Here is a 12,685-nt window from a genome sequence, read left to right as displayed (position 1 = left end):
TAAATGGGCATTTGCTCGTAATTGCTCTAGACCCACCTTTCGGACCCAGTGGAGAGTACAGCGGGCTGAAGATAGTAGAGGAAACCAGTGCGTACGCGGTAAGCTACAAGGTTGGACTACCTCTCGTCCTTGAAAGTGGACCAGAAGTAATACGTGCCATTAAGGAAACATCCGGTAAAAGGGTAATTGTAGACTTCAAGCTGGCTGACATCGGAGACATCATGGTACGCGTGCTTAGAAAACTCGCTGAGAGCGGTGCAAACGCCGTAATAGCTCACGGATTCGTTGGCGTGGGTGATGGTGTTGAAAAACTCGTAGAAGAAGCAAGAATGCTAGGGGTGGATGTAATACTGGTAACCGCGATGAGCCACAGGGGCTCTAGAAAATACCTCGACAAGCACTTCGAAGAGTTGCTCGCAGACGCACTAGAACTGGGAGTACATGGAGTAGTAGTGCCGGCGACAAGGCCTTGGCTAATCGAGAGGGCTAGGAAAGCGGTGAAGGATGAGCTTAAGATATATGCGCCTGGTGTTGGTGTTCAGGGGGCAGAACCGGGAAGCGCTCTTTGCGCAGGAGCAGACTATGAAATCGTTGGCAGGTACATAGTGAGATCGCCCGACCCCGGTAAAATTGCTAGAGAAGTCTACGAAGCGCAATTAAGGAGCGTGAGAACGTGTCGTGGATAGCCGTTGAGCTCTACAAACATGGCATGGTTAAGCTAGGAGATTTCAAGCTCTCTTCAGGGCTCTTCAGCCCATTCTACATAGACATGAGGAAACTATACAGTTATCCCGACCTCGCCAAGCGCATCGTACAGGAACTCGTATCGAGAGTACCACTAAGCGACGTAGACGTCCTCGCCGGCGTAGAGTCTGCCGGTATACCGCTCGCAGCTTACATATCGTGCATTACCAATAAGCCGATGGCCTATGTTAGAAAGGAGAAGAAAAACCACGGAGTAGGGCTTGCCGTAGAGGGTTTAGTTACGGGAAGGCGCGTTGCAGTTGTGGACGACGTTGTGACTACAGGTAGCTCCATCGCGAAGGCTGTGCAACACCTCGTAGAAGCAGGTGCCATGCCCGTTAAGGCCGTCGTAATAGTTGACAGGGGGCAAGGCGCTAAGAAGCTACTTAGACAGTACGGCGTTGAGCTACACGCCCTAGTAACGGCTAGGTGGTTGTTTAGAGAACTCCATTCAGAGGGGCTCATAACCAGGGAAGAGTACGCTAGGATAGTAGAGTACTTAGAGAAGTTTGGGGAGGAGTAGGGATTGTTCAGGGTAGCCGAGAAAGCAGGTATTCGTCGCTTAAGTAGCAAGTACTACTACGTCGAGTTTAAGCTAATAGAGCCCCTTAACGCGGATCCCCTGCCATTGCAGTTCGTTAACGTGTGGATACCTGGAGTGGACGAAGTACCAATGTCAATAGCCCAGTATAAGGGAGGAGAGAACAGCATTTCAATAATCTTTAAAGTCGTAGGTGAGGGTACCAAAGCACTTAAAGACGTCGAAGGCTTTTTTGGAATTAAAGGCCCGCTCGGTAAGGGCTTTGACCCCCGTCACTATGATAAGGTGCTGTTCATCGGGGGCGGTGTTGGAATAGCCCCGTTACCTTACCTAGCTCGTTATGCCTCTCAGTACGGAGTGGTAGTTGATGCTGCATGGGGTGTACGTGGTAGTGACATGCTGTTCAATCTAAAAGAGGTAGCTAACGACGTGAACGAGATCTACTACGCCACCGAGGACTGCGGTACAGGCTTTTGCGGCACTGCTACGCAACTTGCAATTAAGCTGGTGGCGGAAAACAAGGCCAGGTGGGATGTAGTACTAGCCGTGGGACCCGGCGCCATGTTACGCGATCTTTGTAGACTGCTAAGTAGCTCGGTAAACGTGTACGTTTCACCTGAAGCAATGGTTAAGTGCGGGCTTGGAGCATGCGGAAGTTGTGTTTTAAAGCCTCATCCAAAGCTCCTTTGCGTAGACGGGCCGGTGTTCGAGTGCGCGGAGGTGATTGATTACCTTGAACACGTCGCTAGAAACTAGTATTGGAGGGGTGCGCCTGAGCCACCCCGTAATGAACGCCAGCGGTATACTGGGATCGGAGCCGGAGCACGTAAACATCCTCGTGGAAGCGGGGTTTTCAGCCATAGTTACAAAGACGTTTACGCTAGAACCGAGAGAAGGCTACCCGCCACCCATACTCGTAAAGTTGGAGTCCGGGGGATACTTAAACGCCGTTGGGCTGGCTAATCGAGGAGCTCGCTATATACCCCTACTGGTTGAGCGGGCAAAAGCGTGCGGTAAGCCCATTGTGGTGAGCATTGGAGGCAGGAACGCGAAAGAGTTTACTGAGTTGGCGATTATCGTTGAAGAAGCAGGAGCAACAGCTGTAGAGCTTAATTTGAGTTGCCCGCACGTCAAGGGACATGGGCTCGATTTAGGCTCTGATCCCAGCCTAGTGTACGAGCTGGTTAAGGAGGTTGCGTCAGCGATCAAGATACCGGTCATCGTAAAGCTCGGTCTTAGCGACAGGGTGGTGGATTCTTCTGGAAGAGCCTTAGAAGCCGGCGCTAAAGCTTTAACATTGATAAACGCTATTAGAGCAATGGCGATAGACGTGTACTCCGCGAAGCCCGTGCTCTCGAATAGGCAAGGGGGGTTGTCAGGCCCGCCGATCAAACCCATAGCCGTAAGGGTTGTGTTTGATGTCTATAGAGAATACAAGGCGGAAATAGTGGGGTGTGGTGGCATAAGTAGCTGGAAAGATGCGGCAGAGTTCATACTCGCCGGAGCCAAGGCCGTACAGGTTGGAAGTGCACTACTAGGTAATAGAAATGTTGCTAATGAAATAGTGAAGGGGCTGGAAAGCTGGACTAGCCTACTCGGGTACAGTAGGCTAGCAGAGCTCGTGGGCATGGCACACAAGGATTAAAGGGTCCCCTAGGGGTGGAGTGTCTCCACCGATCGGTATTGGAGTCTCCGGTCATCCCGTAGCCAGATAATTTAAAAAAGAGCTAATAAGCTGAAAAGCTTACGTATAAGTGCAACTAGTACTCTATAAGCCCGACTTTTCTCATCTCATCTAAAACCACTAGAAGGGGCTCTATTACCTTATAGTACTCCACATTTGCGTTTTCTGAGATGTTGTGTGCCATGTCTTCGACCGTATGCTCTCCGTCGCAGAGTGCCCAGATGTAGTACGCTAGTGGCGATAACTCGTATACCTCTTCCTCGCTTACAGCAACGTAGAACTTGTCTTCTTCCACGCCGAGGAAGTTACCCCGCCTCGTAGGCTTCGTGCTCCTAACTTCTACGTACCTGTCTACAACGCCCCTGTCAAGTTTCTTGCGCAGTTCTTCTTCGCTACTCAATCGACTCGCCTCGTCTCTTTTTTGTGAAGCCGCCTCTTCTTCCCCTAGGAGGTGCTGGCGGCCCGCCGGCTGCCCGGGGCTCGGATTCCGGTATTTCCTCGGAGACGCTGTCACCCGGTAGCGGGGTTATATCAGTGTTTCTGCCTATGTTTAGTTGCACTTTACCCCTATAGGCGGTAACCCAAGCACCTTTGATCTCTACGACGTCCCCGGTCTTCAATGCCGTTACCTTCTCGCCCCACAGTACAGCTTCAACCCTACCCGTAGAATCTCCTACGATGGCGTTACTAATGGTCCTGGCGCCTTTCTTCGTTTCTATTGTTCTCGGCTGTGTGGTATTTAGTACCCTTACCCTTACAGTTACATTCTCCATTCCTGGACGTAGTTGCATTACGTTTATAGGAGGTGAAGGCCTCCCGGAACTTCTGTTTTCCGAACTCGAATTCATTTAACCCAGCTCGTATACGATTCGTCATGCCCAAGTAGTGGGATAAGGGTTAATAAGCGTTTCGCGATCGTCTGCGATCCACGCACTGTGCGCAGGGTTCCCTTACGAATCCACGGGCTCGAAGCCGAAAACATCCAATACCCTGAGAAGGTCTTCGTAAGATCTGGTTTTTCTAAGTTTCCTGAGGTAGGAAGCACGCTCCGGGCATGTGTGGACGGCATACCTTAATGCTACGTTGAGGAGTTTCATGCCCTCGCTGTTCAAGTAGCCATTGCTAAAGTAGTTATCACTTCTCTCGAGTAGCTTTAAGAGAATGTTTTTCGCTGTAGTGCAGAGCACGCTTTCTCCACCTATGGCCTGGTCAGCATGCACGGGGACTAACCCAACACCCTTCTCGATGCTTTATTCAGGATAAGGCTACTTAATTATCCTTAAATTGTCGCCCCCAGCATCTACGTATATAACGTCCACTACGCACTCTATGCGCTCTAAAATACTGTACACTTTGCACGTACAGTTCTCGTAGTCCTCCGAGCATATGAATAGGTGCGAGGGGCTTTGCGGCTTGTCGGCTGAGCCGAATCCCGGCACGTAGCTGAAGAGCCTTGCAAGCCGCTGTGATACTTCTAGTTCGCAGTCCTTGCACGCGGAATTGAGTAGGTAAAAGCCCTTTAGAGCACAGCATGGACTGAGAGTTAAGCTGTCGACGTGCCACCACGCCTTCTTGCTACTGGAAACGTGCCTGATTATCCTAGCCAGCGCCCCGCCAGGCCCCCGCGACGACCCTATGTACAGGTATACTCCGGGCTTGAGTATGACGCTACTACGTGCTAGCTTAGCCTCGATATCACACATTACTTCGAGCACCAGCACGTAGCAGTTCCAATCCACCCGTGTGCTCACCTTTCACTAGGTATCAAATATTAGGTACTTGCTGAGATAAAACTTCATAGTGATGACACTCGGTTTCAGCAGAAGTCCCTCATGAAGAAGAGTTACCTCGCTGAGGTGTTTGCTTGAGCAACGGGAACTTACAGGAACTGGTTAGCGCTGTCAATAGGTTTAAGAAGGAGCTAGAGAAGCCTTTTGTTGGTAGGGAAGAGGAGGCGCTCGTAATAACGTTTGCCCTCGTAACCTCCGAACATGCCATCCTGGTGGGAGAACCGGGTACCGCGAAGTCCGCTATAGCTAGACGGGCTGCAGACCTGCTCAGGGCGCGTTTCTTCAAGTACCTCTTAACGAAGTACACTGAACCCGATGAGCTACTGGGTCCGCTGGACATAGCTGCACTTAAAGAAGGCAGGTACGTTAGGATCACCCGGGGCAAATTACCTGATGCCGAAATAGCGTTTTTAGACGAAATCTTCAACGCCGGCTCGGCTATATTGAACGCTCTCTTAACACTCATAAACGAGCGGATAATATATGACGGATATGTCGAGATCCCCGTCCCCCTCTGGACACTAATATCAGCGAGTAACACCGTGCCCGAAGAGCAAGAATACCAAGCTCTCTACGATAGGTTTTTACTAAGGCACTTTGTGAAGCCGGTTAGTGAGGACAAGTGGCCAATGCTCCTTGAAGCCTCATGGAAAATCGAAAGAGAAGGTTACAGGGCCCCTCAACCGGTTCTCTCAATAGAGGACTTGAAAACTATAAATTCGCTAATACTGTCAGTAGACGTGTCCCGAGTAAAGCAACAACTCGTAAAGCTCTACGCCGTTTTAGAGGATCAGGGCGTACACTTAACTGACAGAAGGAAGGGCAAGGCATTAAAGGTGATAGCAGCACACGCCTTTCTAAACAACAGGCTAGTTGCCTCCGAAGAGGACCTGTTTGCTTTAAAATACGTTGCCGCGGGCACCCGAGAAGAGGCTGAAAAAGTCCAAGTAATACTTCTAGAAGAGCTGGGTACTCGTGAAAGGCTTCTCAGCGAGCTTCGAGAAGTAGAGGAAAACATTAGGGAAGCTAAAGCCTTCATAGCCAGGGTACGTGAATTCGATCCGAGGCTTATCGAGTACCTGAGAGGCTTTGAGAGAGCGCGAGAAAAGATCAGAAGAATAGCGGAGAGCGCTACAGACGAGTACGTCAAGAAGCGGGCATTAGATCTCCTCGTAGAAGTCGGCAACATGGTGGAGGACATTAAAAAGAGGCTGTTAATGTGAAAACGGAGAAGGGAGTACTAAAAGGCATAGAGTACGAGAGCCCGCTCGTCAAGTACAGGGGTAGTAAGGTATCGAGGCTAGCACGCTTACTTCTACTAGGAGGCGACGCGAGGATAGACCCCCTCCTCGCCGTTGACGTGTACTACTCGCTTTACCTACCGGCACCGGTAATAGACGAAGACGCGCAGAACCAGCTGTGCAGGGCAGTAGTGCAAGCGCTAATTCAAACTAGTGAAGGACGGAGGTTGAGAGCCAGAACTATTCTCGACCAGGTGCTCAGCACCATTACTGCGGCACTATACCTCGCAAAACTACATGAGCGGTATTCGTGGATTAACGGTAGGCGCCAGGACGCCACGACGAGTATTAACGAGGTCTTGGTAGAAGCAAAGGAGCTCACAGGTGAGGTGGAATCCGATATCGAGGCACTTTCACGTGTAAGGCTCGCGCTAGAGGGATTCGAGCCCGGCACTCTTAGCGTCTTCTCGCTAGAGGACTACAGCCTGGAGCTTATAAGGCTCGCGAAGGAGGCGGATGTGAGGAGAATCCTTGATGTAATATCCGGCTTGAAGTATTGGAGTACTGTGACGTCTAGAAAGTACAGGCCATTCAAGAAAGGCGGGAAAATGGGGTACGAGCTCGGATCGGATGTCGAGAGGATGTCCCCTAGAAATCTCATATACGGCGAAGACGCGTTCTACGCGAAGCTCGTGCAGGGCAGGCTACTGCTGTATAATAAGGTACTAGAAGAGTCCGCAGGGCCCATATACGTTCTACTGGATAAGAGCGGTAGCATGGAAGGTGAGAAAATAACGTGGGCGAAGGCCGTCGCACTGGCACTTTACATAAAGGCCGTCAGGAGCAGGTGTGAGTACTACATTAGGTTTTTTGATAGCCAGCCTTATGGCTTGGTCAGAGTTGGCAAAACCCCGAGGTCTAGCGAGGCGGTAAGAGTCTTCGAGTACGTGGCTAGGATCAAAGGGGCCGGTGGAACGGACATAACTCGCGCGCTCGTAACGGCACTATCCGACCTCGACGAGGGAAAAGTGGCAGGCAGCTCTATAGTGTTAATTACGGATGGCATTGACAGGGTAATGGAGCGCCCAATAAAAGAGGGCCTTAAGAGGACACGCGCTTCGCTTATAACGGTAATGGTGAAGGGCGATAACAAGAGTTTAGCGGCATTATCAAAAGAGTACTTAAAAGTCGTGAAGCTGAATAGGGAAGAGATAGTAAAGGTGGTGAAAGCCGTTGAAAGCTCCTAGGCATCTATGCCGGTCCGTGCAAGACCCCGAGGGACCTAACCGGCTTACTACACTTCCTCGCCTCACACAGTATCTCAGCCCATATGCTCACGGCAATCTCCTCTGGCGTATCTGACCCTATATCAAGCCCTGCAGGCGCGTGAATTCTGTCTTTGAACTCGTCTACGTTTATACCTTCCTGTTTAAGCCTCTCGATCATCCAGATCGCCCTCCTCTTACTGCAGAGAGCCCATACATGTCCCTTAAAGCCCTTGAGCAGGAGCTTCTTGAGCACCTGGTAATCTACTTCTGGCTCACCATACGTTACTACGACAACGTCAGCTTCGCGTAGTTCAAGCTTCTCCACCTCGCTTACTACATCACCGACTATTCTCTCGGCATATGGATACCTCTCATGGCTTGCGAGTTCGGAGTCTCTGTCTAAGACGATTACGTGGTACTTAAGGAGGTTGCCTATATCGGCTACCGGTTTACCGACATGCCCCGCACCCACTATGATAACTCTAGGTGTGGGCTGTATTACGTTTATGAAGGCCTCTAGTATACCACCACATATCATCCTAGTTTTAATGGCGTTCTCGGGGACGTTTTCGGGCCTCAAAGCCACTTTTACCCTCTTAGACCTACCCTCCCTCAGCGCCGATACAGCCTCCTTTACAACTATGTTCTCCACCTCGCCGCCACCTATAGTCCCCATAACGGACCCGTCAGCGGAAACCGCCATCATCGTGCCGATATCCCGGGGACCACTACCTTCCTTACCCACTATAGTTACGAGAGCCACCTTCTCCCCCTTTGACACCCTCTTTAGCACCCACTCGAGGATCTCCACGGAACTCATAGCCCACACCTACGTCTTTTTCCTCGTATAAGCTTAAAACCTTGAGGTAACTTCCCATGGGGCTGTTTGTTGAGGGATTTATGCTTTTAGAGGTATTGGTGGTGTTTACTGGTGTAGCTTTCAGCGATTCCGCGCAGTAAGCATGTACCGCGAGAAAAGCCCACATCCACTAGTTAAGCTACTTTAGTTGCCCCGGTCTTTATGGGCATTGCAACCACGCACGGGGGTAGAGAATTGGAAGTAGAGTTCTACCCTTCGCGCTTTGTTATAAGCCCTGCTTGGAGTGATGCAAAATATAGTGGTAAATAGGGACAAGTACTCGTGGGTAGTATCGCACTTGATACAAACCGAAATACTTATATACCCTGAGGTAGTAGAGTAAAAACCCGGGTGAACCGCTTGACTAAGTTCTATGAGTGGGAGATGTACCACGCCGCAAAAGTACTAATTAACGACATCTTCAAGGTAAAACCTGGCGAGTCTGTTGTGATAACCGCCGATACTATGTCTGATGAAAGGGTAGTAGAGGCTGTAGCTGGAGCCGCGCACGATGTCGGTGCAAAGGTCGTTACCGTCTGGATGCAGGCTTCGCCTTACGGTGTTGGGAAGCAGACGGACCCCGTACTACCCGTTGAGGGTCTAGGCGCCCTTCTCTCCAAAGTTGACGTGTGGATCGAGTTCAACTACCAGTGGCTACTCTACTCAACGGTATTCGAGCTCGCCTTTAAAGAAAACAAAAAGCTGAGATACATGTGCATGGTCGGTATGGGCGTTGACCAGATGGTTAGACTTATTGGCCGCGTAAACATACCCGTCCTACAGAAGTTCCAAGACCTCCTAGTTGAAATGACGAGGAAAGCCAAACGGGTTAGAATAACTAACCCAGCTGGCACGGACGTAACATTCATAAATGATCCAACCCGCCCAATAATAAACGAGAAAGGAGACGCGTCTGTTCCAGGCATGCACATGGTTCCCGGGCAAATAGGCTGGTCACCTGTCTTCGAGAGCATTAACGGCGTAATAGTGTTCGACGGCATCATTAACCCGCCGTTCGACCAACCACTCAGAGAGCCGGTTAAGCTCTACGTCGAGAAGGGAGTAGTTGTAAAAATTGAGGGCGGGAGCGAAGCAAGGGTCTTCGAGAGCTGGTTAAAGAGCTTCAACCACCCACAAATGTTTAAATTGGCGCACGTATGCTACGGAGTAAACCCAGGCGCGAAGTTAACGGGCAATATCGTTGAAGCGGAGAGAATATGGGGTGCAACGGAGTGGGGCCTCGGTTACGTAGGCCCGATGTTAACCGGTGGCGAACCAATACCAGCACCCTCGCACACTGACGGAATAACATTGAACTCCTCAGTATGGCTTGACGATGTCTTAATACTCAAAGATGGAAGGTTCGTAGAGCCGCAACTAGCAGAACTACAGAAACAGCTCGGAATTGCCTAGCCTTAACGTATTTTTTACTACTCATAGTTTGTTCAGTATAACTCCTTTCCTATAAATCCATGCCTCGCTCATTACACATCGTTAACGTGGTTGTAAACGGCAGCAGTGCCCGCGTTAATAGAAGCTGTGAATAAAGCTTTTAAATTAGTGGGCTATTACTATAGCCTAGGTGAGTGTTCGTGTCGGAAGACATCGTAAAACGCGTTGTAAGTAAAGTCGATTCTCTTAAAGACTATGCGGTTAATCTCCTAATGGAGATCGTCCGTAGACCCGCAGTAAACCCCGCCTTCGGCGGAGAAGGCGAGTACGATAAAGCAATGTTCCTATTAGATGAAATCAAGCAATGGGGATTTAGTGACGTAAAGGTAATCAATGCGCAAGACCCGCGCGCCAAGAACGGAGTTAGACCTAACATCATAGCTTACATAAAGGGAGAAGTGGACGATAAGCTGTGGATTTTAGCGCACCTCGACGTCGTTCCACCCGGCGACCTAAGCGCGTGGACAGCTACAAAGCCGTTTGAACCGGTCATCAAGGAAGGCAAGATCTATGGAAGGGGGAGCGAAGACAACGGGCAGGCAATAGTGTCCTCCCTAGTAGCCGCTAAAGCGCTACTAGAAGAGGGTATTAAGCCTAAGAGAACGGTCGCGATAGCGCTGGTAAGCGACGAGGAGGCAGGGTCAGACTACGGCATAGGCTACCTAATAAAGCACCACCCAGAGCTATTCGGTAAAAACGACATAGCACTTGTACCGGACGCCGGGGTAAGTGACGGTAGTTTCATCGAAGTTGCAGAGAAGTCCATACTATGGTCTAAGCTAAGGTTTAAAGGAATACAATCACACGCTAGCATGCCCCATAAGGGCCTGAACCCGCACAGGGTTGCCGCGGAGTTCATCCTTCTACTAGATAGGCTTGTAAGAGAGAAGTATGGAAGAGTGGACCCACTATTTGATCCGCCCACGACAACGTGCGAGCCGACGATGGTCAGGAACCCAAGCGGATCTCCAAACATCATACCCGGAGAACACGAAGTAGTGTTTGACTGCAGAGTGCTACCGGGATACGGCCTAGACGACTTCCTCAAAGACGTCAATAACGTGTTCAACACCGTTAAATCCGTATACGAGAAGAAAGTGGGCGAAGCTGTATTCCCGCAGCTTGAATTAGAGATCTCGATGAGAGCAGACGCAGCTCCACCCACACCTGTAGACTCGCCTATTGTCAAGTCACTGGTAGAGGCTCTAAAGACACTTAGAGGCCTGGAGCCCAAGGTCGGAGGAATAGGTGGAGGCACCGTAGCTGCGTTCTTCAGGAGAATAGGCATTCCCGCAGCAGTGTGGTCTACGGTAGACGAGACCGCTCACTCGCCGAATGAGTACTGCATAATAGGGAACCTGGTTGCAGACGCGAAAGTAATGGCGTACTTGATGGTAAAGGCCTGAGCGCTAAAACTAAAAACTAGTTAGTCTTTTTCCCTAATATAAATATATCCTAGTTCTCCAACCCTAAAGCGCCTTTTCAATTTAATATATCATGGTGAGCACGAACTCTATCAATGGCGCAAAAAGCAGTAACACGAGAATGCCGGCTACTATTAGTAGTGCACCGGCTTTAACCATCTCATAGTTCTTGAAGTACCCGTGAGAATACACGATGGCGTTCGGAGGGCTGTTCGCCGGTAGTAGAAAAGCAAAACACGACGCTATACCGGCGAATATTCCTGCTAGTCTCGGGTCTATGCCCGTCGACGTAGCTATGCCTAGCGATAACGGTACCATCGTAGAGGCCGTCGCCGTTATGCTGCAAAACAGGGATACGCCAAGCCCGGATATGATCGCTATGACTACCAGCGCTACGTACTCCGGTACACTGGCTAGGAATCTGCTCGCAACCCTAGATAGGGCATCCACTATGCCCGTTTCCCTCAGGCCCTCGCCGATAGCCAGTCCACCGGCGACTAGGAAGAGAATGCCCCAATCAACTTTCTCGGTTACCTGGCGCCAGCTTAGAACGCCAACCACCGGTACAGTATAGAGTATGATTATGATTAGTGAAGCTAAGTAAGTCCAGTCAGCTGCCCAGGACCTGTCTTTGAATACCGTTGATATGATGGGGTCTAAGAGCCATAGTAGTGCTGCTAGACCGAAGAGGCCGAGAGCGTGTTTTTGTGATGAAGTTAGCTTTCCATAATCGCCCAGGGTTATTCTTATCAGCTCCCTGCCTACCGCCATAGTCTTCGTTTCCGGCGGATAAAGCAGTAGGAGTATCCTCCAAGCCAAAAGTACTAGCACTATTGAAATGGGTATTCCCCAGCTTATCCAGGTGGCGAACCCTATCTTGGTGCCAGTGGTCGCTTCTATGTTCTCTATTGTTATCGGTACGGGCGGAGTGCCGACGGGTGTTCCGATACCGCCAGCGGTGGCCGCATACGCTATACCAATCATGGCTACTTTACCGAGATTGCTCTCGCCTTTCTCCTTTTTCAGTAACCTGAGCGTGCCGAGGGCTACCGGCGCCATTAGGGCGGCTGCAGCAGTGTTGGGGATCCACATAGAGAGTACCGCTGTAGATAGCATTAATCCGAGCAGCAACATATCTGCTCTGTTACCCATGAGGGACGCAATGCTTAATCCTATTAACTTATCTAAGCTATACGTTGTGAGCGCAACGGAGATTACTAGGCCCGCCAGTACAAGGATATTTACTTTAGAGGCAATAAACGAAACAGCCTTACCTAGCGGGAAAATACCGTAGAGGACTTGAAGGGATATTATCAGTAGGCCTGTTACGGGTATGGGGACGCACTCCGTAGCCCAGTAGACTAGAGCGAGTAGCGTTATTCCCAGCATAGCCATAGACTTCGAGGTCAAGCCTTCGGGCGGCTGGAGCGAGGCTATAGTATGAGCCACTATCAACATTACAAAAGCAATTGATGCCCTAAGCTTGGTGCCCACTTCGTATCCCCCAGCCGGTTACCCGGCCATAAAGTAAATTAGCTAGCAATCTAAAAAGCCTCTAGTAAGCCTTCTAAAAACAGCGAAGAAGTACCTCGTGGTCGGTCATGGAGGATCAGGACATGAAGGCCGGGCGGGATCCGCACACTACTCTGAATTACCGGGCCTTCGCAATGTGTATCGACGCC

The 12,685-nt window shown here is 50.4% G+C and carries 14 protein-coding genes; 8 read left to right on the top strand and 6 right to left on the bottom strand.

Translation table 11 applies throughout. The features are described 5' to 3' along the window. Positions 1 to 11 precede the first annotated feature (11 nt). From pyrF to pyrD, 4 genes are read left to right on the top strand one after another with little or no spacing between them, the layout of a single operon-like run. On the top strand, positions 12 to 686 hold the full coding sequence (gene pyrF / locus QXU03_06710) for an orotidine-5'-phosphate decarboxylase (protein ID MEM2171425.1): 675 nt from the start codon (positions 12 to 14) through the stop codon (positions 684 to 686). Next, complete coding sequence (gene pyrE, locus QXU03_06705) at positions 674 to 1,267, top strand: orotate phosphoribosyltransferase (GenBank protein ID MEM2171424.1); 594 nt, start codon at positions 674 to 676, stop codon at positions 1,265 to 1,267. Before pyrF ends, pyrE begins: the two co-directional genes overlap by 13 nt. A 3-nt stretch (positions 1,268 to 1,270) precedes the next feature. Continuing rightward, positions 1,271 to 2,041, top strand: coding sequence for a dihydroorotate dehydrogenase (locus tag QXU03_06700; GenBank protein MEM2171423.1), 771 nt, complete (start codon positions 1,271 to 1,273; stop codon positions 2,039 to 2,041). After that, positions 2,019 to 2,930 (top strand): dihydroorotate dehydrogenase PyrD, encoded by a 912-nt coding sequence (gene pyrD / locus QXU03_06695; GenBank protein ID MEM2171422.1) that lies wholly within the window; start codon positions 2,019 to 2,021, stop codon positions 2,928 to 2,930. The genes QXU03_06700 and pyrD overlap by 23 nt, the downstream gene beginning before the upstream one ends. A gap of 115 nt (positions 2,931 to 3,045) precedes the next feature. On the opposite strand, the gene QXU03_06690 is transcribed toward pyrD, so the two are convergent. The 4 genes from QXU03_06690 to QXU03_06675 form a co-directional block, all read right to left on the bottom strand. Continuing rightward, on the bottom strand, positions 3,046 to 3,369 hold the full coding sequence (locus tag QXU03_06690; GenBank protein MEM2171421.1) for a PqqD family protein: 324 nt from the start codon (positions 3,367 to 3,369) through the stop codon (positions 3,046 to 3,048). Further along, entirely contained in the window at positions 3,362 to 3,742 is a 381-nt protein-coding gene (locus QXU03_06685) for an OB-fold nucleic acid binding domain-containing protein (protein MEM2171420.1), read from the bottom strand. Before QXU03_06685 ends, QXU03_06690 begins: the two co-directional genes overlap by 8 nt. Positions 3,743 to 3,919: 177 nt before the next feature. Then, entirely contained in the window at positions 3,920 to 4,189 is a 270-nt protein-coding gene (locus QXU03_06680) for a hypothetical protein (protein MEM2171419.1), read from the bottom strand. A 45-nt stretch (positions 4,190 to 4,234) separates the two neighbouring features. Beyond that, a complete protein-coding gene (locus tag QXU03_06675; protein MEM2171418.1) occupies positions 4,235 to 4,708 on the bottom strand; it encodes a DUF123 domain-containing protein in 474 nt (157 codons plus the stop codon). Positions 4,709 to 4,833: 125 nt separating this feature from the next. On the opposite strand from QXU03_06675, the gene QXU03_06670 reads away from it, so the two are divergent. Further along, entirely contained in the window at positions 4,834 to 5,982 is a 1,149-nt protein-coding gene (locus tag QXU03_06670; protein MEM2171417.1) for an AAA family ATPase, read from the top strand. Continuing rightward, positions 5,979 to 7,247 (top strand): VWA domain-containing protein, encoded by a 1,269-nt coding sequence (locus QXU03_06665; GenBank protein MEM2171416.1) that lies wholly within the window; start codon positions 5,979 to 5,981, stop codon positions 7,245 to 7,247. The genes QXU03_06670 and QXU03_06665 overlap by 4 nt, the downstream gene beginning before the upstream one ends. A 4-nt stretch (positions 7,248 to 7,251) precedes the next feature. On the opposite strand, the gene QXU03_06660 is transcribed toward QXU03_06665, so the two are convergent. Continuing rightward, positions 7,252 to 8,088 (bottom strand): XdhC family protein, encoded by an 837-nt coding sequence (locus QXU03_06660; protein MEM2171415.1) that lies wholly within the window; start codon positions 8,086 to 8,088, stop codon positions 7,252 to 7,254. Between the two features lie 390 nt (positions 8,089 to 8,478). Here QXU03_06660 and QXU03_06655 point away from each other — a divergent pair, with 390 nt between their 5' ends. Together QXU03_06655 and QXU03_06650 are read left to right on the top strand one after the other, a co-directional pair. Beyond that, positions 8,479 to 9,540, top strand: coding sequence for a hypothetical protein (locus QXU03_06655; protein MEM2171414.1), 1,062 nt, complete (start codon positions 8,479 to 8,481; stop codon positions 9,538 to 9,540). A 179-nt stretch (positions 9,541 to 9,719) separates the two neighbouring features. After that, positions 9,720 to 10,985, top strand: a complete 1,266-nt coding sequence (locus QXU03_06650; protein MEM2171413.1) for a M20 family metallo-hydrolase — start codon at positions 9,720 to 9,722, stop codon at positions 10,983 to 10,985. 81 nt (positions 10,986 to 11,066) lie between these two features. Here the strand turns inward: QXU03_06650 and QXU03_06645 are convergent, their stop codons facing one another. Beyond that, a complete protein-coding gene (locus tag QXU03_06645; GenBank protein ID MEM2171412.1) occupies positions 11,067 to 12,497 on the bottom strand; it encodes a DASS family sodium-coupled anion symporter in 1,431 nt (476 codons plus the stop codon). Positions 12,498 to 12,685 lie beyond the last annotated feature (188 nt).

It is taken from the genome of Desulfurococcaceae archaeon (assembly GCA_038845865.1).
Lineage (GTDB): Archaea > Thermoproteota > Thermoprotei_A > Sulfolobales > Desulfurococcaceae > UBA285.
The sequence above is the reverse complement of the archived record's forward strand: the minus strand, read 5'-3'. Positions and strand labels throughout refer to the sequence as shown.